Origin of the sequence: Agromyces tardus, assembly GCF_003710805.1 — a bacterium.
GTDB lineage: Bacteria > Actinomycetota > Actinomycetes > Actinomycetales > Microbacteriaceae > Agromyces > Agromyces tardus.
The window spans coordinates 75,504-101,616 of the sequence record NZ_RHHB01000002.1; the positions used below are offsets into that span (position 1 = coordinate 75,504).

Here is a 26,113-nt window from a genome sequence, read left to right on the forward strand (position 1 = left end):
CGTCATCCGCTCGCCGCGCGCTCGGTCGTAGGCTGTGGTGATGACCGACGAGACGCGTTCCTCCGGCATCACCCTCGACGAGCTCGACCCCGCGGTCCGGCCGCAGGACGACCTCTTCCGGCACGTCAACGGCAAGTGGATCGAGCGCACCGAGATCCCCGCCGACAAGGCGCGCTACGGGTCCTTCATCGTGCTGCACGAGGAGGCCGAGCAGGCCGTGCGCGAGATCATCGAGGAGGCGCAGCAGGCCGAGCCCGGCACCGAGGCGCGCCAGGTCGGCGACCTCTACGCGAGCTTCATGGCCGAGGAGCGCGCCGAGCTGCTCGGGGCGACGCCCATCGCGGGCCAGCTCGTCGACGTGGCGCTCGTGGCCTCGATCGAAACCTTCCTCGAGACGCTCGGGCGGCTCGAGCGCCAGGGCGTCTCGGGCTTCGTGCAGCTGTTCGTCGACAACGACCCCGGCGACCCCGAGCGCTACCTCGTGTTCGTCGAGCAGGGCGGCATCGGGCTGCCCGACGAGAGCTACTTCCGCGAGGAGCGCTTCGCCGACATCCGCTCGAAGTACAACGCGCACCTCGAGCGCATGTTCGCCCTGGCCCAGCTCGACGATCCGGCCGAGCGGGCGGTGCGGGTGTTCGACCTCGAGACCGAGATCGCGAAGGTGCACTGGAACAACGTCGACTCCCGGGACAGCCAGAAGACCTACAACCTGACCCCGTGGGCGGATGCCGCGGCGGCGGTCTCCGCGGGCAGGGAGGCCGGCGGTGTCGACCTCGCGACGTGGCGCGACGCCATGGGCGTGCCGGCGGGCGCGTTCGACGAACTCGTGGTGCGCCAGCCGAGCTTCGTGGCGGGCGTCGGAGCCCTGCTCACCGAGGACCGGCTGCCCGCGTGGCGCGACTGGCTCGCGTGGCAGGTGATCCGCGGATCCGCGGCCTACCTCTCGAGCGACTTCGTCGAGGCCAACTTCGACTTCTACGGCCGCACCCTCACCGGCACCCCGCAGATGCGCGAGCGCTGGAAGCGCGGCGTCTCGCTCGTCGAGGGCGCCATGGGCGAGGCCGTCGGGCACATCTACGTGGAGCGGCACTTCCCGCCCACGGCGAAGGCCGCGATGGACGAGCTCGTCGCGAACCTCGTCGAGGCCTACCGGCAGTCGATCACCGGTCTCGAGTGGATGGGCGAGGAGACCCGTGCCCGGGCACTCGAGAAGCTCGAGAAGTTCACGCCCAAGATCGGCTACCCCGTGAAGTGGCGCGACTACTCGAAGCTCGAGATCGACGCGGGCAACCTCATCGCGAACGTGCGCGCCACCGCCGAGTTCGAGTTCAACCGCGAGATCGGCAAGATCGGCAAGCCCATCGATCGCGACGAGTGGTTCATGACCCCGCAGACGATCAACGCCTACTACAACCCGGGCTTCAACGAGATCGTGTTCCCCGCGGCGATCCTGCAGTTCCCGTTCTTCGACGCCTCGAGGGATGCCGCGGCCAACTACGGCGCCATCGGCGCCGTGATCGGGCACGAGATCGGGCACGGCTTCGACGACCAGGGGTCGCGCTTCGACGGCGACGGCCGGCTCGTCGACTGGTGGACCGAGGCGGACCGCGCGGCCTTCGAGGAGCGCACGAAGGCGCTCATCGACCAGTACGACCCGCTCGTGCCGGCGCAGCTCGCGGAGTCCGATGAGGGCGGCGAGCACCACGTGAACGGCGCACTCACGATCGGCGAGAACATCGGCGACCTCGGGGGGCTCGCGATCGCCTGGAAGGCCTACGTGCTGTCGCTCGGCGGGAAGCAGCCGGCCGAGATCGACGGTCTCACGGGGGCGGAGCGCTTCTTCCTCTCGTGGGCGCAGGCCTGGCAGATGAAGGGCCGCGACGAGGAGGTCATCCGCCTCCTCGCGATCGATCCGCACTCGCCGAACGAGTTCCGGTGCAATCAGATCGTGAGGAACATCGACGAGTTCTACACTGGCTTCGGGGTCACTCCCGATGACGCGCTCTGGCTCGACCCGGCCGAGCGCGTGACCATCTGGTAGTCGCCCCGACCCAGTCCCGACCCGTCCATTTCGTCGTGCGCACCGCGAGCCGCGGTGGGGGAGCGCCCGACCCGTAGAGGAAGAGCGTGCAGCCACCGTGGTGACGTCGTCGCAGGGTTCTGAGCGACGCGCTCGGCATGCCAGCATCCGACGAGGACGACACCGCGACGAGGAACCGAACGAGAACTTCTCGCGCGGGTTCAACGCACTCGGCGAGCTCGCGCTCGCGGGCGTCCAGGTGTCGGCGCGCGCGACCGACCTCGCGACCGGGCGGGTGCTCTTCTCGGTCGACGACCACGTCGTGATGCCCACGGCCTCGATCGGCAAGGTGCTGCTGCTCGTCGAGGTCGCCTCACGCCTGGGCTCCGCGAGCCCCGAGGCGTTCACGCTGCTCGACCGGGCGCCCCGCGACGCGGTCGGCGACTCGGGCATCTGGCAGCACCTCCAGTCGCCGGCCCTGCCGATGGCCGACCTCGCCGCGCTCGTCGGCGCCACGAGCGACAACCTCGCCACGAACGTGCTCATCCGCTACGTGGGCCTCGAGGCGGTGCGCGCCCGCACGGAGGCGCTCGGGCTCACCCGCACCGCCCTGCTCGACCTCGTGCGCGACCACCGCGGGCCCGACGACGCACCGCAGCTGTCGATCGGCTCGGCCAAGGAGCTCACCTGGCTCTTCGCATCGCTCGCCCGCGGCGAGGTCGTGAGCCCCGAGGTGTCGCAGCGCGTCGTCGGATGGCTCTCGCTCAACGCCGACCTCTCGATGGTCGCGAGCGCGTTCGGCCTCGACCCGCTCGCACACCGCATGCCCGACCACAACGTGCTGCTCATGAACAAGACGGGCACCGACGGCGGCGTGCGCAGCGAGGTGGGCGTGCTGCGCGGTCCGCGTGCGAGCGTGGCGTATGCCGTGTCGATGTACTACGCCGACACGATGCTCTCGTCGAGGCTCGCGGTGCTCGACGGCATGCGCCAGGTCGGCGCCGACCTGCTCGAGTACGTGCACTGACCCCGTCGGTCGAGTAGGGAGCGCAGCGACCGTATCGAGACCCTGCCCGTCGGTCGAGTAGGGAGCGCAGCGACCGTATCGAGAACCCTCCCGCCGGTCGAGTAGGGAGCGCAGCGACCGTATCGAGACCCCTCCCGCCGGTCGAGTAGGGAGCGCAGCGACCGTATCGAGACCCCCTCGACGCACGAAGCGGATGCCGCAGGCGCCACCCCTCAGCCCGCGTCCACGATCTCCGACTCGCCCGGCACCCACCCCGAGGCATCCGCCCCGCTCGCGACCCCCGGGCGGCGGAAGGACATCGGCAGGCCCCTCGCGCGTGCCCAGTCGACGGAGTCGGTGACCTGCACGTGCACGTGCGGCTGCGTGCTGTTGCCCGAGTTGCCGCATCTCCCGATCTCCGCGCCCACGCGCACCTCGTCGCCGGCTCGCACCCGGACCGAGCCGGCACGGAGGTGCGCGAGCAGCACGTACGGGCCGTCCGACGCGAGCGCGATCACGACGTGGTTGCCGGCGATCGCGGCGGCGCCGGCTCGGACCCGCGTGGCCTGGCTCAACGCATACGCGACGAGCGCGAACTGCGAACGCCGCGCCTCGTGGTCGGATTCGCCGTCGTGCGCGAGCACGACCGTGCCGTGCGCGGGCGCCAGGATCGGCGCACCGAACCCGTGGAAGAAGTCCGGTCGTTCGGTGGCGACGAACGCGCGCCAGGTGCGCGGAGCCGATCGGCCCGCTGCGTCGACCGGGATGAAGTCGATCGCGTAGGTGGTGCCGAGCAGATGGGTGCCGTGGCTCGGCACCCGCCGCGCGGGGCTGTTCCGCGCCATCCACCGACCTCGGAACGGCAGCTCGAGGACGATCGCGGCGGATCCGGTCGGGTCGGCGGACATGGCCTGGGCCGCTGCGGTCAGCGGATGCCGAAGTGCGTGTGGATCATCCGGTCGGTCGCCGCGCGCTCCGACGGCGGGCGGGATGCGTGGTCGCCGGCGTCCGCGCGTGCGCGGGTGCGCCGGAGCTCGGCTCGCCGGAATCCCCACGTGAGCAGTGCGAAGCCGAGGTCGACGAGGATGCGGTCGAACGCGGCGAAGCCCGAGCCGCCGGCCGGGTGCGAGGTGGAGGTCATCGACGGGTCTCCTCTCCGTCCAGGACGGGGAACGCGTTGAACTGGAGCTGCACGGGTCGGGCGCCGGGCAGGTCCTGCCCGCGGAGCGGATCGAGTACGCGGGCGGCGAACTCGCCGAGCGCGTCGACCACCTGTGCGAGCTGCTCCGCGGTGAGGCGCAGGTTGAAGGTCGAGATCATGGCTGCGTCGCGCCACTCGCGGGGCAGTTCGACGTCGCCGCGGGCGATGAAGTCGTCGAGCAGTGCCTCGCGGTTGGCGTGCCATTCGCCGAGCACGATCCGTGCGGCCGCGCGCGAGGCGGAGTCGGGCTGGTCGTCGACGGAGACGGTGAAGCCCTCGGGCACCCGGCGCCACCATCGCTCGCGTGCCGACCCCCGCTCCGGCATCTCTTCGACGAGGTGGTATCTCGCCAGTTGGCGCAGGTGATAGCTCGTCGCCCCGCTCGACTCGCCCAGCCGGGTGGCCAGCCCGCTGGCGGTCGACGCACCCGACAGGCTCAGCGTGTCGAGGATGCGCACGCGGAGCGGGTGCGCGAGGGCCTTGAGCGCCTCGGGCTCGAGTGGACGTGGCCGCCTCGGGGCGGGCTGCGCGGGCTCGGCATCGGTCATGGTGCCCATCGTACAAACGCAAAGGAACCTTTGCAAGGATTTCTTTGCATTTCGCGCACGCCTTCGGCGGGGCCAAGGTCCCGGCGCCACGACGGCGCCCGCCGTAGCGTCGGTTCCGTTGCGCGACGCCGCAGGTGCTGTCGCGAGCGGACGCTTCAAGGGGGGATCGTGGACGATCGGGCGATGGACGTGCTGGTGGCGGGGTACCAGGACATCGAGACGGCGCAGCGCGACTTCGACGGGCTCGTCGCGCTGGTGAAGGCGAAGACGGTGAAGATCGAGGGCGCGATCCTCGTGAAGCACGACGTCGACGGCGAGGTCACGATCGCCGACACGGGCGACCACCTCGGGCGCAAGGGCGCCGGCTGGGGCGCCGGCGTCGGGCTCGCAGTCGGGCTGTTCGCACCGGCGCTGCTGCCGGCGATCGCCGTGGGTGCGGCGGGCGGCGCGCTCGCCGGCGTGTTCACCGACCACCGGCTGAAGAGCGGCATCGCCGAGCACATCGGCGCGAACCTGCCGCCCGGGCGAGCGGGCATCATCGCCGTCTTCGACGACGAGTACCGCCTCGCCGTCGAGCAGGCGCTGCCCGGCTCGCCTGCGAAGTCCATCGCGCAGTCGGATTCGCACAGCCTCGGCCAGCTGAAGGAGTCGCTCGCGGAGGCGGCGGGCAAGTTCGCCCCCGACCGCACGGTGCTTCCGCTCCCCGATCCCTCATTCGGCGGAACCGCGGGGCGCACGATGGACCAGTCCGTGCCCGACTGGACGATGGTCATGTCGCCGAAGCCGCCGGCGGGCGCTCCGAACGTGCTCATCGTGCTCATCGACGACGCCGGCTACGGCAATCCGAGCACGTTCGGCGGTCCGATCGAGACACCGAACATGACCCGCGTGCAGCAGATGGGGCTCACCTACAACCGGTTCCACGTCACGGCCGTGTGCTCGCCGACGCGTGCTGCGCTCCTGACCGGTCGCAACCAGCACCGCGTCGGGTTCGGCTCGATCGCGGAGTATCCCGGCCCGTTCCCCGGGTACACGGCTGCGGTGCCGAAGAGCTGCGCGCCCGTCGCGCGCGTGCTGAAGGACAACGGCTACGTGACTGGCGGCTTCGGCAAGTGGCACCTCACGCCCGACAACGTGCAGGGTGCCGCCGGTCCCTTCGACCGCTGGCCCTCGGGGTGGGGCTTCGACCACTGGTGGGGCTTCCTGAGCGGCGCGGCAGGCCAGTACGACCCGATCATCACCCAGGACAACTCGACCATCGGGGTTCCGGTCGGCGAGGACGGGAAGCAGTACTACTTCCCGGACGACATCACCGACAAGGCCGTCGAATGGCTCCACGCCGTGCGCGCGCAGGACCCGGACAAGCCCTGGTTCATGTACTACTCGACCGGATGCTCCCACGCCCCGCACCACGTCGGCTCCGAGTGGGCCGACAAGTACAAGGGCAGGTTCGACGCTGGCTGGGACGAGTACCGCAAGACGGTGTTCGCGCGCCAGAAGGAGCTCGGCATCGTGCCTCCGGACGCCGAGCTCACCGAGCGGCCCGACCTGTTCCCCGCGTGGGACTCGCTCTCGGACGCCGAGAAGCGGCTCTACGTACGGCAGATGGAGGTCTTCGCCGGCTACTCGGAGAACGCCGACTGGAACGTCGGGCGGCTGCTCGACTCGATCGAGGAGATGGGCGACCTGGACAACACGCTCATCTTCTACATCTGGGGCGACAACGGCGCGAGCATGGAGGGCACCATCACCGGCTCGTTCAACGAGCTCACCTTCCTCAACGGCGTCCCGCTGACCCCCGAGCAGCAACTCGCGCTCATCGAGGAGCACGGCGGCATCGAGAAGCTCGGCGGCATCGACACCGCGCCGCACTACGCGGCTGCATGGGCGTGGGCCGGGAACACCCCGTTCCAATGGGGCAAGCAGACGGGCAGCCACCTCGGCGGCACACGCGACCCGATGGTCGTCGCCTGGCCCGACCGGATCCCGGGGGGCGGCGGGCTGCGTTCGCAGTTCACCCACGTGATCGACGTGGGTCCGACCATCCTCGAGGCGGTCGGGCTGCCCGAGGCGACCCGCGTCGACGGCATCGAGCAGGAGCCCATGGACGGCACGAGCTTCCTGAACACCTTCGACGACGCATCCGCCGCCGACCGCCACACCGTGCAGTACTTCGAGTCGTTCGGGAACCGCGCCATCTACAAGGACGGCTGGTGGGCCTGCGCCCGGCTCGACCGGATCCCGTGGGACTTCTCACCGGCGACGATCGCGAAGCTCGCGCCCGGCGTCTACGACCCCGAGCAGGACACGTGGGAGCTCTACCACCTGCCCGACGACTTCAGCCAGGCGCACGACCTCGCGGCCGAGCAGCCGGAGAAGCTGGCCGAGTTGAAGGAGCTCTTCTGGGAGGAGGCCGCGCGCAACCGGGTCCTGCCGCTGCTGGGCGGCATGTCGGTCTTCTTCGGCATCCTCCCGCCCCTGCCCACGACCACGCGCTTCACCTTCTACGGCGACGTGCAGAACGTGCAACGCGGCATGATCCCGCGCATCTACGGACGGTCCTACGCGATCGAGGCCGATCTCGTCGTTCCCGACACCGGAGCGGAGGGCGTGATCGTCGCGAACGCCGATTCGATCGGCGGGTTCTCGTTGTGGGTCGACGGCGACGGCCTGCTGCACCACACCTACTCGATGCTCGGCGTCGAGACCTATCGGCAGGTCTCGGCGGAGCCGATCCCGACGGGCACGGTGAGCGTGCGGATGCAGTTCGATGCCGACGAGACGAAGCCGGGCACCGGCGGCGTCGCATCGCTGTGGGCGAACGGCGCGAAGATCGCGGAGGGTCGAATGGACCGCACCGTTCCGCTCGCGTTCTCGTCGTACTCGGGCATGGACATCGCGCGCGACAACGGCCTCGTCGTCGACGACGCGTATCGGGGCCGGGCTCCGTACGCGTTCACGGGAACGGTGCGCACGGTGGTGTTCGACCTCAAGCCGGCATCAGTGAGCGCGGAGCAGCGACTCCACCACGCGGGTGGCGCGACGGGCGTCGGGGCGGGCGCGGCCGGGTAGGCCGCAAGCCGGCGACGCGGCGCCGAGCGGATGCCGCGGGCCCGGTGCCCGCGGCATCCGCTCGTCGTTTCGCGCGCCCGATGCCGACGGGGCGCATCGGTACCCCGGGAGGGGGCTTGACGCCGTGCCTGCAGCAGGAGGAGCGTGGGCTCCATCACCGACGGGCGTCCCGGGCCCGGGCGCGCGCCATCGCACAACCCGATGCGAGGTGGCATGATGCAGCCCTCGATCCGAGCACAGCGGCCGATCAGCCGGCGCACGTTCATCGCGGCGGCGGGCGCCGTGGGGGCGGGCTTCGTGCTCTACGGCCTGGGCCCGGGCGGCGAGCGCGTCGCGCTCGCCGAGATCCCCGGCGGAACGCTCGATCCGGCAGCCGTACCGAAGTTCGCGGTGCCGCTGCTGATCCCGCCGGTCATGCCGCGTGCCGGCGTGTCGCCGGTGAAGGGCGGCAGGGCCGCCGACCTCTACGAGATCTCGGTGCGCCAGTTCGACCAGCAGGTGCTGCCCCCCGGCCTGCCGATGACGACGGTGTGGGGGTACGGCCCCATCGCCGCGCAGCGCAGGCGGGCGCCGATGATCCACCACGCGCCGTCGCTCACGATCGAGGCCGACTGGGACCGGCCGGTGCGGGTGAAGTGGGTCAACGAGCTCGTCGACGACGCGGGCGACCACCTGCCGCACCTGCTGCCCGTCGATCCGACCCTGCACTGGGCGAACCCGCCGGGCGGGGTGGCCGGGCGCGACAGCGAACCCGACTTCGCGTCGACACCGCCGCTGTACGACGGTCCCGTACCGCTCGTGACCCACGTGCACGGCGCCGTCGGCGTCGGCGACGAGAGCGACGGGTACGCCGAGGCGTGGTTCCTGCCCGCCGCGCGGGACATCCCCGACGGCTACGCCACCGAGGGCACCTGGTACGACTTCTTCGCCGCCAAGGCGGCCTCAGCGCACGGCGTCGAGTGGGGACCGGGGTTCGCCGTCTTCCAGTACCCGAACACGCAGCGCGAGTCGACGCTCTGGTACCACGATCACACCCTCGGGATGACGCGTCTCAACGTCTACGCCGGCCCGGCGGGGTTCTTCCTCGTGCGGGGCGGGCCCCAGGGCGAGAAGTCCGTGCTCGACAGCCGCACCGGCAGCACGGCGGTGCTGCCCGGTCCGGCGCCCAGGCAGGGCGACCCCCTCGCGCCGGGGAAGACGTACCACGAGATCCCGATCGCGGTGCAGGACCGCTCCTTCAACGACGACGGCTCGCTGTTCTACCCCGACTCCCGGGCCTTCTTCGACGGGATCGTCTCCCCGCTGGATCCGGCCGGGGAGTTCGCGCCGTACTGGAACCCCGAGTTCTTCGGCAACATGCTCATCGCGAACGGCGCGACCTGGCCGTTCCAGGTCGTCGAGCAGCGCCGGTACCGGTTCCGCTTCCTCAACGGATGCCAGGCCCGCTTCCTCATCCTCGACTTCAACGCGATTCCCGGGGTCGAGGTGTGGCAGATCGGCAACGAGGGCGGCTTCCTCGCGGAGCCCGTCGACCTGACGACGAACCACGGCAACCGGCTCCTCCTCGGGCTCGCCGAGCGCGCCGACGTCGTCGTCGACTTCACGAACGTGCCGGGCGGCGAGTACGTGCTCGCCAATGTCGGCCCCGACGTGCCCTTCGGCGGCGGGGAGCCCGGCTTCGACTTCGAGCCCGCCGACCCCGAGTCGACGGGGCAGGTGCTGCAGTTCCGCGTCGTCGCGGCCACCGCGCCCGACCCGACGACTCCGCCGCAGTTCCTCGTGCTGCCGCCCATCACGCCCCTGCCCGCCGAGTCGGGCACGCGCCCCCTCGTGCTCCTCGAGCGGGCGGCCATCGGCTTCGACGCCGATGGCGGCGAGGTCGAGGGTCCCGTGGAGGCGCTCCTCGGCACGGCCGCCGGCGGGGTTCCGGTCCCCCTCAGCTGGGACGACGCGGTGAGCGAGAACCCCGCGGTCGGCGCGACCGAGGTGTGGGAGTTCATGAACACGACCGGTGACGCGCACCCGATGCACGTGCACGAGGTCGCCTTCCAGGTCGTGAACCGCGAGGGCCTCGAGCTCGACGACGACGAGGTCGCCGTGCCGATCACGCCGAACGGATCCGTGCGGCCGCCCGAGGAATGGGAGTCCGGGTTCAAGGACACGGTGATCGCCTACCCGGGCGAGGTCACGAGGGTGCGGGCGACGTTCGCCCAGCCCGGCCAGTTCGTCTGGCACTGCCACATCGTCGAGCACGAGGACAACGAGATGATGCGCCCCTACCGGATCGGCCCGGAACAGCCGGGACAGCCCATCGAGGGCGAGCCCTGACCGGGCGCCCCTCGGTGAGCGGATGCCGCGGGCCGAGGCGCCTGCGGCATCCCGCCGTCTGCTCGCCGTGATCGGCGTTCACCGCGCGGAGAGCAACGCGACCCCGTCGAACACCGCCCGCCAGGTCTCGGGCGCGCCGAGGATTCGGAAGTGGCCGACGACGGGGACGCGCACGTTCGTGGCTCCCTCGAGCATGCTGCCGTCGGGGATGTGCAGGTCGTAGCGACCGAAGATCGACACGATGCGCCCGTTGACCGAGGTGTCGCGCCCCAGCATCACGATGGTCTCGTCGCTCGGGAGGAACGCGCGGATGCTCGGGTCGACGAGCAGCGCCGCGTACCGCGAGCCCGAGAAGGGCGTGCACACGGTCACGAGGCCCAGCACGCCGAGCGGGGCGGCATCCGAGGGGCCGGATGCCGCGGCGGCCGCCATCGCCGGATCCGCCGTCGACTCGCCCGCCGTCGACCCACCCGCCGATGCCTCGCGAGCCGCGGCGACGGCCGCCGCGGCCGCCGCACCCGACGAGACGAGGAGCTGCTTGCCGATGAGCCCGCCCTTGCTGTGCGCCACCAGCACGCGCCCCGCGCCGGGCGGCGGGGTGCGCTCGAGCGCACGCGCGAGCCGCTCGGCCGTCTCGGCGATGCCCCGGCGATTCGCACCCAGCCCGTGCACGACGCGCACGCGATAGCCGGCGGCGTTCAGGGCGTTGCCGAGGGGGCGCAGGAACGTCCAGTGCTCGTACACGCCGGGCAGCAGCACGATCTCGGGCAGCACGGTCGACCCGGTCGACCATGCGTGCGGCGTCACGCGTTCACCTCGAACCGACCAGGGCGGCGCAAGCAGCGAGAGCTGCCGCCCGAGCGCGTAGGTGTAGTCGTTGGCGATCCAGAACGCCCGCGCGAGCAGCGGTGGCGGCGGCGGTTCGGCCGGCGTGCGCACGTCGACGCCCACGGCCTCGCCGCGCGCATGCGCCGAGATGAGCTTCGCCACCTGTTCGCCCGCCGTGACCATCGTCTCGTGCCCGCGGTGGGGCACCTCCACGTACCGCCCGCGGGGCAGGAGCCGTGAGACCTGCTGCGCCCAGCCGCGCGGCGACACGTGGTCGTCCTCGCCCCGGATCACGAGCGCCGGCGCGGACACCTTCGGCAGCGCGTCCTCGACCCGATGCGCGATCATCAGGCGGAGCTTCGCGAAGTACCAGCGCGGCCCCGCCTGCAGGTAGGAGCGCAGCGAGAGTGCGAGCACCTTCGGCTTCGACATCGACTCGTCCTGCAGCAGCCGCAGCGCCTGCAGGGCTGCGCTGCGCTCGCGGGGGTTCACGGTCGGCGCGATGAGCACGACGGCGCCGACGCGCTCCGGATGCCGCGCGGCGGTCTCCGCGACGATCTGCGCGCCCATCGAGTGCCCCACGAGCACGACGTCGTGCAGGTCCTCGCCCTCGAGCAGCGCGGCGAGGTACTCGCCCGATTCCGGCATCGACAGCGGATGCTCCGTGTCCGGGGCGTCGCCGAAGCCCGGCAGGTCGAGGGCGAGCACCCGCCCCTCGCGCGCGAGCGCCTCGGCGAGGTCGGACCAGTACCGGTGGCCCATGCCGATGCCGTGCACGAGCACGAAGGTGCGGCCGCCGGCGATTCCCGACTCGGTGATCACCGTCACGCCGTCGCCCCGACGGAACTCTCGTGTCACCGACATGCAGCGCAGTCTACGAGGCGGTGCTGCCGAGCGCGGGACCGACGGCCCGCGGTCGGCCGCAACCTGCGGTCGGTCGCCACCCCGCGGCGGCCCCTCAGTCGATGAGTCCGGATGCCGCGAGCCGGGCGAGCGTCTCGCGCCCCGCGGGCGGGCACCGGTGGGCGTCGGCGGTCGTGACCCAGTGCAGCGCGCCGACCTCCGCCGAGGCCGCGGGCGCGGCATCCGTCTCGGCCAGGAACACCCGCATGCGAACCAGGCGGCCCTCGGGCTCGCCGTGCGCCTGCACGACCACCTCGAAGAGCTCCTCGAGCTCGTCGGGGTCGAGGTCGAGCGCGACCTCCTCACGAGCCTCGCGGGCGGCCGCCTCCGCGGCGGTCTCGCCCGGGTCGATCTTGCCGCCCGGCATGTAGTGCACGTCGCGGCCCCGGGCGGTGACCATGAGCACGCGGCGGTCGCGCACGAGCGCGATCGCGGCGACGAGGAGGTCGGGCAGCTGCGGCATCCGTTCAGCCTAGGCGCGGCCCGGCCGGTGCATGGCGAGGGCCCGGCGTCGCGAGCCCGGCGTGGTGACCGCCCGGCGGCGTGGCTACGCTGGCTCGCAGTGCGATCGCGAAGGAGCGGGCCATGACCGACGACAGCCGCGGGTACGTGCGGGCCGTGCAGTCCGAGGTGTACCGGGCCGGCGTGAGCGGCACGAAGCCCGCCGTGCCCGTGGGCTTCGACGCCCTCGAACGCGCGGCGCGCACGGCGCTCTCCGCGGAGGCGTTCGCCTACCTCGCCGGTGGAGCGGGCTCCGAGGCGACGATGGCCGCGAACCGCGCGGCGTTCGCGCGCTGGGGCATCTGGCCGCGGGTGCTGCGCGACGTGGGCCGGCGCGAGCTCTCGATCGAGCTGCTGGGCCGGCGCCGCGCGACGCCGTTCGTGCTGTCGCCGATCGGCGTCGCCGAGCTGGCCCACGCCGAGGCGGATGTCGCGGTGGGCCGCGCCGCGGCCGAGCTCGACGTGCCGTTCGTGCTCTCGAACCAGGCCTCGCAGCCCATGGAGGAGGTCGCCGCCGCGATGGGCGACAGGGCGCGCTGGTTCCAGCTCTACTGGAGCGCCTCCGACGAGCTCAACGCCTCGTTCCTGCGCCGCGCCGAGGCGTCGGGCTGCGAGGCCGTCGTCGTGACCCTCGACACGCACCTGCTCGGCTGGCGCACCCGCGACCTCGACCTCGCGTTCCTGCCGTTCACGCGCGGGCAGGGCATCGCGCAGTACACGAGCGACCCGGTGTTCGTCGACCTCGTGCGCGAGCGGGTGGCGCGCGGCGCCGGTGGGGGCGCCCGGCCAAGGGTGACGCCCACCCTCCTCGCCTCGGCGCTGAAGATCGCCCGCTCGGGCTCGGGTACGCGGCTCGTCGAGGGGGGCCTGCGCGACGCGCTGCGCTCGCCGCTGCCGCGCGCCGCGGTCGAGACCTTCCTCGACGTGTTCTCCGACCCCACCCTCACCTGGGAGTCGCTCGCGAAGCTCCGCGAGTGGACCATGCTGCCGGTGCTCCTCAAGGGCATCGTGCATCCGGATGACGCGAGCCGCGCCCTCGACCACGGCGTCGACGGCATCGTGGTCTCCAACCACGGCGGCCGCCAGGTCGACGGCTCGGTCGCCACGCTCGACGCGCTGCCCGGCGTCGTGGAGCGGGTCGCCGGCCGCGTGCCCGTCGTGCTCGACAGCGGGGTGCGCGGCGGCGCCGACGCCTTCCGCGCGCTCGCGCTCGGCGCGACGGCCGTCGGCATCGGCCGGCCCTACGCCTACGGGCTCGCCGTCGCGGGATCCGACGGGGTGCGCGAGGTCGTGCGCAACCACCTCGCCGAGCTCGACGTCACGATGGCCCTCGCCGGCCACCGGTCGATCGCCCAGATCGGGCGCGACTCGCTGCGGCCGGCGTGAGGCGACACGGAGGCCGGCGCCGCGGCATCCGCTCGCCTACGAACCGACCGTGAGCGTCTTCACGAGCGCGACGGCCTCCTTCGGCGAGATCTCGGGGAGGTAGGCCCGGCCGATCGCCACGCCGATCGCGGGCAGCGCCATCGGGTCGGGGTAGGCCATCGAGATCGTGCGGTACTCGGGGTTGAACTTCGCCTTGAAGCGGAAGAGCGACGTGAAGCCGTAGGCCGGCTCGAGGGTCTTGCCGAGCCAGTCGAGCAACCGCGTCATCGGGGTCGCCGGCGGGGGCGTCTCGCCGGGCGCGAGCGGCTTGGCGGCGAGCGGGGCGCCCGAGAGGCTCAGGAACTCGGCGCCCGTCTCCTTCATGTGCAGCGCGGCCGAGGCGATCACGAACTCCATGACGCCGGGCATCGACTCGTCGGCGCGGCGCATGAAGTCGATGGTCCAGCCGATGGGCACGCCGTCGCGGAAGGTGGGCAGCCAGCTCGTCACGGCCTGCAGTCGTCCGTCGGGGCCGACCGCGAGCATGAGGCGCACGTCGCGGTCCTTCAGCTCGTCGAAGCCGCCGAGGGTGAAGCCCATCTCGGGCAGCTCCTTCTCGCTGACCCACTCCTCGGAGATCGCGCGGATCTGGGCCACCGTGGTGAGCGGCAGCTCGTCCCAGGTCGTCCAGACGGTCGTGAGCCCCTCCTTCACGGCGCGGTTGAGCGGCTGGCGCACCTTCTGCCACGCCTTGCCCGTGAGCTCGAGGCCTTGCGTGCGCACGACCGTCTCCTCGCCCACCGAGGTGTGCTGCCAGCCCATCGCCTCGACGATCGGCAGGAACTGCTCGTGCACGCTGTAGAAGACGGGCGTGAGGCCGTTCGCGTCGCAGAAGGCGGCGAACTCCCGCACCGTGCGCTCGTCGCGATCGGGGGTGCAGATCGGGTCGGACATCGTGATCGCGATGCCGTTGACGACCCGGTACGCCACCGCGGCCTCGCCGTCGTCGCTGAACCAGTACACGTTGCCGGGCCAGGTGGCCATGAACCCGAGCGAGCCGCCGCCACCGCGTCGCAGGAGGTCGCGGATGCGGCTGCGCCCGGCCATCGCGGTGCGGTCGGCGTTCGCCGAGAGGAGCGGCACCGCCGCGGCGACGAACACGATCCAGAACAGCGGGCCCACCGCCTGGAACAGCACGAACGCGACGTCGTGGTCGGGAACGATGACCGGATCGAAGGTCGCGACGAACTGCGTGGGCAGGAACCGCTTCACCGTGTCGATCGTGAGGTCCCGCAGGTCCGCGGCGGGAACGTAGTCGCCGATGGTCACGAGCGCGGTGAGGAAGTACGCGGCGGCGAGCACGATCAGGGTGCCGACGGTGACGGTCGTGAACCGCACGACGGCCTCGTACGGGGCACGCACGGCGAAGTCGCGCCGGAAGGCGATCAGCACCCCCGCGACGGCGAGCGGAAGCGCCATCGCCGCGATCGCCCACACGATGAGCTCGCCGATGTCGAACGCCGTCCACCCCTCGGTGCCCGACAGCTCGGCCACCGTCGCCGCGACGTCGAAGGAGAACCAGGCGAGCAGCGCGAGCGCCACGTTGACCGTGACCGCGAGGATGAGCGCGAAGCGCCGCCCGTTGCGCAGGCCCCACGCCGCGAGCAGCAGGAGCACGAGCGGCAGGAAGACGAGGGCGATGACGCCGGGGCCCTGGGCGCTGAGCAGCGCGAGCTCGCGCTCGCAGAACGCCGAGACGACCCCGTCGCACTGGTCGAGCACGGCCTGCTTGTCGGGGATGCCCTCGGTGAAGAGGCTCGCGGTGAGCGAGAACGGCGTCAGCTCGTCGTTGTTGATGAGCGACACGATCGGCCCGATCGCGGTGATGGCGACCACCGTGGCGAGCAGCGCCCGGGTCTCGCCGTGCGAGCTGCGACGGGGGCGCAGCGTCGACGCGTCGCGGGCGAACCAGGCCCCGAGGAAGAGCCCGGCGATGCCCGCCAGCAGCCGCGACACGTTCGACGAATCGCCGTCGTAGAGCACGAAGACGAGCACGAAGGCGAGGGTCACGATGCGGATGCGGCGGCGCCACAGCGCCGACATGAAGGCCGTCGACGCGATGAGCGCGCCCACGACGCCCGTGAGCGGATCGAGCGTGCGATCGGCCGCGGTGCCGAGCGACCACCACTCCCCGATGAGGCTGCCGCCCCACTGCACGACCACGCCGACCGTCATGCCGACGAGCCCCGTCACGACGAACGCGAGGGCGACGCGGATGCTGCCGAGCTTCCGCTCGGCCACGCCGAGCAGCAGCACCGCGAGCACCACGCCCGCGATGAGCTGGAACGGGTCCTCGGGGATCGCGAGCGCGGTCGCGGGCGTCCACCAGCGTGCGGCCAGGACCGTGGTGGTGACCGCGACGCCCCACGTGTCGAGCGTCACGTCGCTCGCCGGAGCGATGAGCGTGCCCGTGACCGCGGCGGTGACGATGAGCAGCCCCCCGAGCCCGATGCTCACCGGGATGCGGCGCACGAACGAGGCGAGCACCGCCCCCGTCGTGCGCAGCCGCGACGCGGACGCCGGCTCGAGCTGCTCGTCGGACTTCGCCTGGGTCATCCGTCCTCCTGCTGGTCGGTCGCCGGCGGTTCCTCGAGGCCGAGCCTCGGGTACAGCACGTCGAATGCGATCTCGAGCCCGCCGTCGAGCGCCTCGACGTCGTGGTCGGCGCCCGGGATGATCTCGAGGGTCGTGACGATGCCGGCCGCGGTCGCGGCATCCGCCAGTCGTGTCGTGCCGCCGATGAAGCCCGGGTCGCCCGCGCCGACCGTGAAGATGCCGACCGAGTCGGCGTAGGGGGCCTTCGCGGCCATGACGTTGGCGGGCTGCACGGCCTCGAAGGCGAGGAAGCTGCCGCCGAAGACCTCGTGCCGCGTCTCGTCGGGATGCTCGACGCCGGGGTACTCCGTGGGCGAGATCGCGGCGAGGTTGCCGAAGGTCTCGGGGTACTTCGCGCCGAAGTACGCCGCGCACCCGCCCCCGTTCGAGAAGCCGGCGACCGTCCAGTACGTCGGCCCCTGCAGCACGTCGAGCTGGGCGCGGGCCCACGGCACCACGTCCTGCGTCACGTAGGTCTCGACCTTGCCGAGGTCGGTGTCGAGGCAGAGCGGATCGGCGTACGGGTCGCCGAGCTGGTCGATCACGAGCCCGATCGGGGCGAGCCCGTCGTGCTGCGCCGCGAACCGGTCGAGCACGTCGGCGAGGAACCGCACGTCGGGGTCGCCGGGCTGGCCCATCATCATGATGACGAGCGGCAGGCGCGGCGCATCGTCGACGAGGGCCGCCGGCGGGAGGTAGATCTGGGCCGGCCGGGCGTCGAAGCCCGAGACGGTGTTCGGGATGCCGCCCTCGACCTCGCCCGTCTCACCGTGCTCGGGCATGCCGGCGGGCGCCGCCCAGGTCTGCCACAGCGGTTCGGCCGGATCGGCGGGCGGCGCCTCCTCGGCGGGGTCGGGCGGATCGAGTTCGTCGGCCGTCGAGACGTGCAGCATCGAGCCGAGGGTCGGGCTGAGCCCGTACGCCGCGTTGATGCCCAGCATCGCGGCGAGCACGTACATGGGGATCGCGAGGACCGCGATGAGCTTGCGCCACCACCTCGTGCCCCACAGGTTCCACAGCGCCACGAGGATCGCGGCGCTCGCCGCGGACACCCACCACCAGGCCGCATCGTCGATCGGCCCGCTCACCACGCCGAGCACGTTCACGGCCAGCCACAGGCCCCCGGCCCCGAGGATCGCCCCGACGATGAGCAGCACGACCACGCCGAGCGCCCACGCCGCCGAGCGCTCCCGCACGAGCAGGTAGAGGAAGCACGCGCCCGCGATCGTCCAGACGACCACGGGCAGCGGCCCGTCGACGACGCTCACGTCCAGCAGCGCATCCCACACGACCGACCCCCCGGCTCCCCACGGCGCTGGGCACAGCGTACCGGCGGCCGGCGGCATCCGTCCGGTTCAACCGCCGCGCGCCCGCCCCTAGGATGGTTACCGTTCGTTCCGGGCCCTCGCCCGCACTCCCAGGACCATTGGAGCCACCGTGGCCGCACCCAGCCGACTCGATTCCGTCATCACCCTCGCCCAGCACCGGGGCTTCGTCTTCCAGGCGGGTGAGATCTACGGCGGATCCCGGTCGGCGTGGGACTACGGCCCCCTCGGCGTCGAGCTCAAGGAGAACATCAAGCGCCAGTGGTGGCGCACGATGGTGCAGGGCCGCGACGACGTCGTCGGCCTCGACTCGAGCGTCATCCTGCCCACCCCGGTGTGGGAGGCATCCGGTCACGTCGAGGTGTTCACCGACCCCCTCATCGAGTGCCTGCACTGCCACAAGCGCTTCCGCGAGGACCACCTCGTCGAGGCCTACGAGGAGAAGAAGGGCCGCGCGCCCGAGAACGGCCTCGCCGACATCGTCTGCCCCAACTGCGGCACGCGCGGCCAGTGGACCGAGCCCCGCGCGTTCTCCGGCCTGCTCAAGACCTTCCTCGGCGTGCTCGACGACGAGTCGGGCCTGCACTACCTGCGCCCCGAGACCGCGCAGGGCATCTTCGTGAACTTCGCGAACGTGCTGCAGGCGGCGCGCATGAAGCCCCCGTTCGGCATCGGCCAGATCGGCAAGTCGTTCCGCAACGAGATCACGCCCGGCAACTTCATCTTCCGCACGCGCGAGTTCGAGCAGATGGAGATGGAGTTCTTCGTCGAGCCCGGCACCGACGAGGAGTGGCACCAGTACTGGATCGACCACCGCCTCGCGTGGTACGTCGACCTCGGCATCGACCCCGAGAACCTCCGGCTCTTCGAGCACCCGAAGGACAAGCTCTCGCACTACTCGAAGCGCACCGTCGACATCGAGTACCGCTTCGGCTTCCAGGGCAGTGAGTGGGGCGAGCTCGAGGGCGTCGCGAACCGCACCGACTTCGACCTCTCGACCCACTCGAAGCACTCGGGCAAGGACCTCTCCTTCTTCGACCAGTCGAAGAACGAGCGCTGGACCCCGTACGTCATCGAGCCCGCGGCCGGCCTCACCCGCTCGCTCATGGCGTTCCTCGTCGACGCGTACCACGTCGAGGAGGTGCCGAACGCGAAGGGCGGCGTCGACACCCGCACCGTGCTCAAGCTCGACCCGCGCCTCGCGCCCGTCAAGGCCGCCGTGCTGCCCCTGTCGCGCAACGAGAAGCTGTCGCCGCTCGCCCGCGAGGTCGCCGCGTCGCTGCGCAAGAACTGGAACGTCGACTTCGACGACGCCGGCGCCATCGGCCGCCGCTACCGTCGCCAGGACGAGATCGGCACCCCGTTCTGCATCACGGTCGACTTCGACTCGCTCGACGACAACGCCGTGACCGTGCGCGACCGCGACACCATGCAGCAGGAGCGCGTGCCGCTCGACGAGCTGCAGGGCTACCTCGCGCAGCGCCTCGTGGGGGCGTAGGGCTCACGGGCGGCAGCCCGTCGTGGCATCCGCTCGCTAGGCTCGCTGCCATGCACGCGAGCGGCGGTGGGTTCGGCGCCGCCGTGGAGCCGGGCGGGCTGCAACTGGGGCTCGCGCTCGCCGACGGAACGCGGCTGCTTCCGATGTCGTACCGCGAGCCGGGCCGCGAGGTGACGCCTCCGACGCTGTTCGTGAACAGCATGGGCGGGGGCGGTGGCGAGGACTGGTACGAGGGCCGGGCTGCCGCCTGGGTCTGGTCTCCGTCTCGACCGCTCGGCGATGCCGACCTCGTGCTCGCGTGGGAGTCGTTCGGGATCGGCGAGCTGCGGCATCCGCTGCGGGCGAGTCCGATCGCCGCCGCCCCGGCCCCGCGGCCGCTGTGGCCGAGCGCCGCGGCGTGAGCCGTCAGGCGCCCTGCGCCCGGGCGGCCGGCCACTCGCGCAACAGCACGCCGTAGATGCCGGTGTCCGACCACTCGCCGTCGGCGTACTCCTCCTCGACGATCGTGCCCTCGTGTCGCATGCCCAGGCGTTCGCAGAGCGCAGCGGATGCCGCGTTCCGCGCGTCGAGGTGCGCGAACACCCGGTGCGCGCCGAGCCGCTCGAACGCGAACGCGATGACGGCGGCGGCGCCCTCCGCCGCGAGCCCGCGTCGCTGGAAGTCGGGGTGCACCACCCAGCCGACCTCGACCTGGGCATGCTCGGCGCTGCCCAGCCGCAGCATGAGGTCGCCGATCACGCGGTCGCGCGCGGCGTCCGCCACCGACGGCTCGCCGGCGAGCACCATGGCGAAGAACACGGCGTCGCCGTCGTCGGCGAGCCGGCTCGAGGAGGCGCGCTGCTCGGTGTGCTCACGGCCCTCGGTGCGGTCGCGCTCGACCCACGGGATGTAGCGCAGCACCTCGGGGAGCCGCTGGTACTCGTAGACGTCGTCGGCGTCGCTCGGGGCGAGCGGGCGCAGCAGCATCCGCTCGGTGCGCAGCGGCTCGACGCCGATCGCCCGCATGTCGAAGGGGAGGCGCAGCGCCGGCGGTCCGCCGGGATCGGGTTCCGCGGCGGCACGGGCGCCTTCGAAGTCGCTCGCCGCGGCGGTCGGCGTCGCATCATCCTGCATGGTCACGAAGCGTAGCGCGCGGCGATGCCGCCGCGGCACCCGACATCGATTCGGTGCCGGAGCGTGGGGCGCGCCACGCCCGAGACAATCCCATCTGCTCCCCGAGGCCGCCGAGCCGCCCACCCGCGCGGTGGAGTGAGGTTTCTGTCCCGGAGTCCTCCATCCGAACCACCTCCTGCGCAGAAACCTCACTCCCGCGCGTCGGTCGCAGCGACAGCGAGGCCGGGCGTGCGTGGATGGACAGGCGCGTGCGGCGTCAGCCGGCGTCGCGGGCCGCGTCGTCGCGGGCGTTGCGATCGGCGGATGCCGCGGCCTCGGCCTCGGCGCGGATGCCGAACACGGCCTCGAGCCCGTCGAGCCAGGCGCGCTGCTCGCCCGCGCGGGCGTACTCGCGGGAGCGCACCATCGGGGTGTGCAGGAGCACCCCGGCCATGTGCCGCAGGGCGGCCTCGGTGCGGCCGTCGTCGTCGCCGCGAGCCTTCGCCCGCGCGATCTCCGCGTCGAGCACGTCGAACACGTGCGAGCGCAGGGCGACCACCGCGGGGGCGAGGTCGAGCTCCTCGCCGACGCGGCCGAAGTTGCGGGCCGCGCGGTTGACGAGCTCGCGGGCGGCATCCGTCGCACCCAGCTCCTCGATGGGCGCGTGGATGCGGATCGTCTCGAGGTCGAGCAGCTCGACGCCGGGCACCTCCACGACGTCGGGGGCCACGTTGCGCGGCAGGCCGAGGTCGATGACGAGTTGGCGCGGGGCTGCGGGCACGTCGGCCCGGGCGGCGGCGATCGCCACGGGGGCGGCACCCTGCGAGGCGGCGAGCTCGGCGCGGCCGACCTCGAGCAGTCCGCGGTCGACGACGTGGTGCTCGACGATCGTGCAGGTGACGATGACGTCGGCGGATGCCGCGGCCATGGCGTAGTCGGCGGATGCCACGGCGTCGATGTCGTGCGCGGCGGCGAACTTCACGCCGCGGCCCGTCGGGGAGTACACCGAGACATCGGTGACACCGCGATCGCGGAGCGCGGCGAGCGAGGCGCCCGCGAACCGGCCGGTGCCGACGAGCAGGACGCGGGTCTTCGACCAGTCGGTCACGCGGCTCTCGGCGAGGTCGAGCGCGAGGCGCACGAGCGAGCGGCCCTCGCCGCCGATGCCGGTGCGGTTCTTCACCCGGCGCGAGGTCTGCGAGGCGCGCTGGAACAGGCGCTCGAGCTCGGGGGTGGTGGTGCGCTCGGCGCGGGCCTGCTCGAGCGAGCGGCGCACCTGTCCGGCGATCTCGCCCTCGCCGACGACGACCGACTCGAGCCCGGAGGCCACGGCGAAGAGGTGCTCGGCCACGGCGTTGCCGTGCACGAAGCCGAAGGTGCTGAGCAGCTCGTCGGCCTCGAGGCCGGCCACGGAGCCGACCGCGCGGATCGCCTCCTGCACCGCCGGAACCGGCGATTCGCCGTCGTTCGCGTCGAGGTCGAGGTAGGCCTCGAACCGATTGCACGTGGCCACGACGACGGCGCCCTGCACGGAGGCGTGCCCCTCGAGGATGCGCGGCGCCGCGTGCTCGGCAGTCGCAGAGAGGCGTTCGAGCATGTCGAACGCCGCATTCTTGTGACTTGCGGTCAGGCAGATGAGCACCCGACGATTCTACCCGCCGTCGAAAGCGCCCCCGACCGGTGTGGACGCCCGCGAAACGGGAGTCCCGGTCCGTTTCCGCCCGCCGAGAATCGCCGGTCGAGTAGCGCGGAACCCCGCCGGTCGAGTAGCGCGGAACCCCGCCGCTCGAAAGGCGCGAACCCGCCGGTCGAGTAGCGCGAAGCGCGTATCGAGACCCGTCCGTCAGTCTCGATATGCGCTGCGCGCCTCCCCGGCCACCCCGGGTCTCGATACGGCGCTGCGCGCCTACTCGACCGGCGGGGGCGCCGGCGTCAGGCGGCCGGCTGGTCCTGCCGGATGATCGGGATCGGCGCCGTCAGGGGCGGCAGCTCCAGGCCCTCGGCCGCGAGCGCCGCCCGGTGCTTCGCCTTCCACGCCCGCACGACGGCGTAGAACGGGCCGTCGACGAGCGCGTAGTGCCCGGCCCGGGCGTCGCTCAGCACCATCGGCAGCTCGATGCTCGTGCCGGCGCGGCGGATGCGCAGCACGGCCAGGGGAACGCTCGCACTGCCGACGACCGTGCTGTCCGAGCGGATGTTGCGCACCTCGCGCCACACGAACATCGCGGCCCGGCGCGGGCGTCGCCCGCCGACCCAGAACGAGATGCCCGCGGCATCCGCCACGATCGAGAACCGCGACGACAGTGCGACGGCCTTCGACCCGGGCTCGCGCAGCTGGTCGAGCCGGGCCGCGAGGTCGCCGTTGCGGATGCCGCAGCTCACCTCGCCCGCGTAGACCGACTCGAGGGCGGCCCGCCGGGCGCTCGTGCGGGCGGCCGCGGCTCCGCGAACGACCAGCACCACGAGCGCGGTGACGGCTGCCACGGCGGCCAGGCCGAGGGCCACGAGCGTGCCCGGCGGGTCGGGCAGACGCGGGATCACCCGCTCGATCGTGGGGGAGCCGACGACGAGGCCGGCGATGACGATCATGGTGGCGAGGGCGACCGCGACCGTGAGTCCGGTGCGGTACCGCGTTGCGATGCTGTTCACTTCGGCTGCTCCGTGGGGGCGGAGGGGGCGCGCCGATACCGTCGGGGTGGTCGCAGCGGCGCGTCGTCGTGGTGGGGAGCGCACGACGGGTCCGACACTATCCCTGAACGACCGCGATGCGCCATACCCCCGTCTCCGATCGTTTCAACGGATCGAATCCGGCTCGAACCAGCGGTTCGACGACCGATTCCGCACGCTCGCCCCGGATCGGGCGCACGTTCGGGGGGCGCGGGAGGGGATGCCCAGCCGGGATGGGCGACAATGTGACCCGTGATCCTCTCCCCGCGTCATCCGCTCCAGGCCGGCCTCACCCACGACTCCCGTCTCGTGCGCGCGTACCGGGGCGAGCGCAGCGACACCACGCCCGTCTGGTTCATGCGTCAGGCGGGCCGCTCGCTGCCCGAGTACCGCGAGCTGCGCGTCGGCACCCGCATGCTCGATGCATGCCTCGACCCGGCGATGGCCGCCGAGATCACCCTCCAGCCCGTACGCCGCCACCGGGTCGACGCCGGCATCTTCTTCAGCGACATCGTCGTGCCGCTGAAGCTCGTGGGCGTCGACGTCGAGATCCAGCCGGGCAAGGGGCCCGTGTTCGGGCGCGCCTACGGGGATGCCGCGGGCGTGGCCGAGCTCACGGCGATCGACCCCGCGCTGCTCGACGAGACATCCGCCCCCATCGCCGAGGCGGTCGAGCGCACCATCGCCGAGCTCGCGACGCTCACCTCGCCCGGCGCGCCGACCTCGACCCCGCTCATCGGCTTCGCGGGCGCGCCGTTCACCCTCGCGGCGTACCTCACGGAGGGTGGCCCCTCGAAGGACCACCTCGCGGCGCGCACGCTCATGCACGCCGACCCCGGCGCCTGGCGCGCGCTCATGGAGTGGACCGCCGAGCTCACCGGGCGCTTCCTGCGCACCCAGGTGCTCGCGGGCGCTTCGGCCGCGCAGCTCTTCGACTCGTGGGCGGGCGCCCTGTCGCTCGCCGACTACGAGGCGCACGTCGCCCCGGCGTCGGCGGCCGCACTCGCGCACGTGCACGACCTCGAGTACGAGGTGCCCGGCGCGGATGCCGCCGTCGCGGCCGCCCGCCGCTCGGTGCCGGTGGTGCACTTCGGCGTCGGCACGGGCGAGCTGCTCGGCGCGATGCGCGGCGTCGGGGTCGACGTCGTCGGCGTGGACTACCGCGTGCCGCTCGACGTCGCCGCCCTGCGCGTCGGCGAGGGCGTGCCACTGCAGGGCAACCTCGACCCGGCGCTGCTCGCGGCGCCGTGGCCCGTGCTCGAGCGGGCGGTGCGCGAGGTGCTGCGCCGCGGGCGGGTCGCCCCGGCCCACGTCTTCAACCTCGGCCACGGGGTTCCCCCCGAGACGGATCCCGAGTCGCTCACCCGCGTGGTCGAGCTCGTGCACGAGGCCGGCCGATGACCGATCCCCGAGCGGATGCCGCGGGCGGGCCCGCTCCCGAGCACGTGACGACCGACGTGGTCGTGGTGGGCGGGGGCGTCGCGGGGCTCGTCGCCGCCCTCGAGTGCGCGCGCATCGGACTCGCGGTCACGGTGCTCGAGCAGGCGGAGCGACCCGGGGGCAGCGTCGGGCGCATCGAGCTCGACGGGCTCGTGCTCGACTCGGGTGCCGAGTCCTTCGCGACGCGCGGCGGTTCGGTCGCCGGGCTGCTCGAGCACCTCGGCCTCGCCGACCGTGTCGTCTCGCCGAACCCGGCGGGTGCGTGGCTCGTCTGGGGGGAGCGCGGGGCCCGCGGCGGCTCAGCCGGCGACCTCTCGGCGGCGCCGCTGCCGAGGACGGGCGTGCTCGGCATCCCCGCGAACCCGCTCGGCGACGACGTGCGCGCCATCATCGGGTGGCGCGGCGCCTGGCGTGCGTACGCCGACCGGATCATGCCCATCCTCAAGATCGGCCGCGTGCACCGCCTCGGCCCGCTCGTACGGCAGCGCATGGGCAGCGCCGTGCTCGAGCGGCTCGTCACGCCGATCTCGGCGGGCGTGTACTCCACCGACCCCGACGACCTCGACCTCGACGTGGTGGCGCCGGGCCTCAACGAGGCGATGACCCGCGCCGGCTCCCTCTCGGGGGGCGTGGCCCAGCTCGTCGAGGCGCGCCGCGCGGGCGGCGCCGTGCAGGGCATCGACGGCGGCATGCACCGTCTCGTCGACGCGCTCCTCGCCGAGCTCGATCGGTTCGGGGTCGTCGTGCGCACGGGCATGCGGGCGACCGGGCTCGAGCGCCGGGGCGAACCGGGCACGAGCGAAGCTGCGGATGCCGCGGGCGGGGCGGAGACGGACGGAGCGGGCGCCGGCTGGCACGTCACCGCCACCCCCGCGGTCGCCGGGGCTGCAGCGAGCGACGGCGACCCCGCGCTCGATGCGCCCGCCGCCGCCGACGCTCCGCGCGACCTCGTGCTCGACGCGCCCTACGCCCTGCTCGCCACGCCCGCGCACGTGTCGCTGGCACTGCTCGACGGGCTGCTGCCCGAGCGGGTCGACGTCGCGGAGTGGCCGGCCGCGGCATCCGTGGAGCTCGTGACCCTCGTGGTCGACGCGCCCGCGCTCGACGCGGCGCCCCGCGGCACGGGCGTGCTCGTCGCCGCCGGAACGCCCGGCGTCACCGCGAAGGCGCTCACCCACTCGTCGGCGAAGTGGTCGTGGCTCGCGGACGCCGCGGCCGGCCGGCACGTCGTGCGCCTCTCGTACGGTCGCGCGGGGGCCGCGAACCCCCTCGAGGGACTGGACGACGAGCACGTCGTCGAGCTCGCCGTCGCCGACGCGTCGCGGCTCCTCGGCGTGCCGCTCGCGCGATCCCACGTGCGCGCGGCGGGTCGCAGCGCGTGGCGCGACGCCCTCTCGCAGGCGGCCGTCGGCCAGCGCGACCGCGTGCGCGGGCTCGAGGAGCTCGTCGCCGCCGAGCCGGGCCTCGAGCTCGCGGGGTCGTGGGTCGCGGGCACCGGCCTCGCATCGGTCGTGCCGCAGGCCGTCGAGGCCGCGGCGCGCATCCGCCACCTCGCGGTGCGGCCCCGCGACGACGCATAGCCGAACCGGAATACGTTCGATCACACCGGGCCGCAAGCCCCTTGCGCCGATCCCCTCGGGGTCTACGCTTGAGAACACGCTGAA

At 72.7% G+C, this 26,113-nt stretch carries 19 protein-coding genes; 9 read left to right on the forward strand and 10 right to left on the reverse strand.

Features of this window, described 5'->3' with window-relative positions:
• Positions 1 to 40 precede the first annotated feature (40 nt).
• Both EDM22_RS02305 and EDM22_RS02310 read left to right on the forward strand, forming a co-directional pair.
• The gene (locus tag EDM22_RS02305; protein ID WP_122935442.1) at positions 41 to 2,041 is read left to right on the forward strand and encodes a M13 family metallopeptidase; all 2,001 of its coding nucleotides are present in this window, start codon (positions 41 to 43) and stop codon (positions 2,039 to 2,041) included.
• A gap of 100 nt (positions 2,042 to 2,141) precedes the next feature.
• Complete coding sequence (locus EDM22_RS02310) at positions 2,142 to 3,047, forward strand: serine hydrolase (protein ID WP_376917876.1); 906 nt, start codon at positions 2,142 to 2,144, stop codon at positions 3,045 to 3,047.
• Between the two features lie 212 nt (positions 3,048 to 3,259).
• Here EDM22_RS02310 and EDM22_RS02315 read toward each other — a convergent pair whose 3' ends face one another.
• The 3 genes from EDM22_RS02315 to EDM22_RS02325 all read right to left on the reverse strand — a co-directional run bounded on the left by EDM22_RS02315 (position 3,260) and on the right by EDM22_RS02325 (position 4,775).
• Positions 3,260 to 3,871 (reverse strand): M23 family metallopeptidase, encoded by a 612-nt coding sequence (locus EDM22_RS02315; RefSeq protein ID WP_245989122.1) that lies wholly within the window; start codon positions 3,869 to 3,871, stop codon positions 3,260 to 3,262.
• Between the two features lie 80 nt (positions 3,872 to 3,951).
• Positions 3,952 to 4,167, reverse strand: a complete 216-nt coding sequence (locus EDM22_RS02320; RefSeq protein WP_122935445.1) for a hypothetical protein — start codon at positions 4,165 to 4,167, stop codon at positions 3,952 to 3,954.
• Positions 4,164 to 4,775 carry a winged helix-turn-helix domain-containing protein gene (locus tag EDM22_RS02325; RefSeq protein WP_245989124.1) on the reverse strand — a complete coding sequence of 204 codons (612 nt, stop codon included), beginning with the start codon at positions 4,773 to 4,775 and terminating at the stop codon, positions 4,164 to 4,166. Before EDM22_RS02325 ends, EDM22_RS02320 begins: the two co-directional genes overlap by 4 nt.
• Before the next feature lie 183 nt (positions 4,776 to 4,958).
• On the opposite strand from EDM22_RS02325, the gene EDM22_RS02330 reads away from it, so the two are divergent.
• Together EDM22_RS02330 and EDM22_RS02335 are read left to right on the forward strand one after the other, a co-directional pair.
• Positions 4,959 to 7,847 carry an arylsulfatase gene (locus EDM22_RS02330; protein WP_122935447.1) on the forward strand — a complete coding sequence of 963 codons (2,889 nt, stop codon included), beginning with the start codon at positions 4,959 to 4,961 and terminating at the stop codon, positions 7,845 to 7,847.
• A gap of 213 nt (positions 7,848 to 8,060) precedes the next feature.
• A complete protein-coding gene (locus tag EDM22_RS02335) occupies positions 8,061 to 10,175 on the forward strand; it encodes a multicopper oxidase family protein (protein WP_245989126.1) in 2,115 nt (704 codons plus the stop codon).
• Between the two features lie 78 nt (positions 10,176 to 10,253).
• Here EDM22_RS02335 and EDM22_RS19950 read toward each other — a convergent pair whose 3' ends face one another.
• Both EDM22_RS19950 and EDM22_RS02350 read right to left on the reverse strand, forming a co-directional pair.
• Positions 10,254 to 11,867 (reverse strand): alpha/beta hydrolase, encoded by a 1,614-nt coding sequence (locus tag EDM22_RS19950; protein ID WP_245989128.1) that lies wholly within the window; start codon positions 11,865 to 11,867, stop codon positions 10,254 to 10,256.
• Positions 11,868 to 11,961: 94 nt separating this feature from the next.
• Complete coding sequence (locus EDM22_RS02350) at positions 11,962 to 12,369, reverse strand: NUDIX hydrolase (protein ID WP_122935448.1); 408 nt, start codon at positions 12,367 to 12,369, stop codon at positions 11,962 to 11,964.
• A gap of 122 nt (positions 12,370 to 12,491) precedes the next feature.
• On the opposite strand from EDM22_RS02350, the gene EDM22_RS02355 reads away from it, so the two are divergent.
• Positions 12,492 to 13,793, forward strand: coding sequence for an alpha-hydroxy-acid oxidizing protein (locus tag EDM22_RS02355; RefSeq protein WP_122935449.1), 1,302 nt, complete (start codon positions 12,492 to 12,494; stop codon positions 13,791 to 13,793).
• A gap of 36 nt (positions 13,794 to 13,829) precedes the next feature.
• On the opposite strand, the gene EDM22_RS02360 is transcribed toward EDM22_RS02355, so the two are convergent.
• Together EDM22_RS02360 and EDM22_RS02365 are read right to left on the reverse strand one after the other, a co-directional pair.
• Positions 13,830 to 16,388, reverse strand: a complete 2,559-nt coding sequence (locus EDM22_RS02360; protein ID WP_122935450.1) for a bifunctional lysylphosphatidylglycerol flippase/synthetase MprF — start codon at positions 16,386 to 16,388, stop codon at positions 13,830 to 13,832.
• On the reverse strand, positions 16,385 to 17,695 hold the full coding sequence (locus EDM22_RS02365) for an alpha/beta hydrolase (protein WP_138708005.1): 1,311 nt from the start codon (positions 17,693 to 17,695) through the stop codon (positions 16,385 to 16,387). Before EDM22_RS02365 ends, EDM22_RS02360 begins: the two co-directional genes overlap by 4 nt.
• 169 nt (positions 17,696 to 17,864) lie before the next feature.
• Here EDM22_RS02365 and EDM22_RS02370 point away from each other — a divergent pair, with 169 nt between their 5' ends.
• Positions 17,865 to 19,250, forward strand: a complete 1,386-nt coding sequence (locus EDM22_RS02370) for a glycine--tRNA ligase (protein ID WP_122935452.1) — start codon at positions 17,865 to 17,867, stop codon at positions 19,248 to 19,250.
• A 50-nt stretch (positions 19,251 to 19,300) separates the two neighbouring features.
• Positions 19,301 to 19,651, forward strand: coding sequence for a hypothetical protein (locus tag EDM22_RS02375; RefSeq protein ID WP_122935453.1), 351 nt, complete (start codon positions 19,301 to 19,303; stop codon positions 19,649 to 19,651).
• Positions 19,652 to 19,655: 4 nt separating this feature from the next.
• Here EDM22_RS02375 and EDM22_RS02380 read toward each other — a convergent pair whose 3' ends face one another.
• The 3 genes from EDM22_RS02380 to EDM22_RS02390 form a co-directional block, all read right to left on the reverse strand.
• Positions 19,656 to 20,363, reverse strand: a complete 708-nt coding sequence (locus tag EDM22_RS02380) for a GNAT family N-acetyltransferase (protein WP_138708006.1) — start codon at positions 20,361 to 20,363, stop codon at positions 19,656 to 19,658.
• Between the two features lie 256 nt (positions 20,364 to 20,619).
• Positions 20,620 to 21,984 carry a glutamyl-tRNA reductase gene (locus EDM22_RS02385; protein WP_122935455.1) on the reverse strand — a complete coding sequence of 455 codons (1,365 nt, stop codon included), beginning with the start codon at positions 21,982 to 21,984 and terminating at the stop codon, positions 20,620 to 20,622.
• A gap of 290 nt (positions 21,985 to 22,274) precedes the next feature.
• Complete coding sequence (locus EDM22_RS02390; protein ID WP_122935456.1) at positions 22,275 to 22,991, reverse strand: hypothetical protein; 717 nt, start codon at positions 22,989 to 22,991, stop codon at positions 22,275 to 22,277.
• 270 nt (positions 22,992 to 23,261) lie between these two features.
• Here EDM22_RS02390 and hemE point away from each other — a divergent pair, with 270 nt between their 5' ends.
• Positions 23,262 to 24,410, forward strand: coding sequence for a uroporphyrinogen decarboxylase (gene hemE / locus EDM22_RS02395; protein WP_122935457.1), 1,149 nt, complete (start codon positions 23,262 to 23,264; stop codon positions 24,408 to 24,410).
• A complete protein-coding gene (locus EDM22_RS02400; RefSeq protein WP_122935458.1) occupies positions 24,407 to 26,029 on the forward strand; it encodes a protoporphyrinogen/coproporphyrinogen oxidase in 1,623 nt (540 codons plus the stop codon). Before hemE ends, EDM22_RS02400 begins: the two co-directional genes overlap by 4 nt.
• The last annotated feature ends 84 nt before the right edge of the window (positions 26,030 to 26,113 follow it).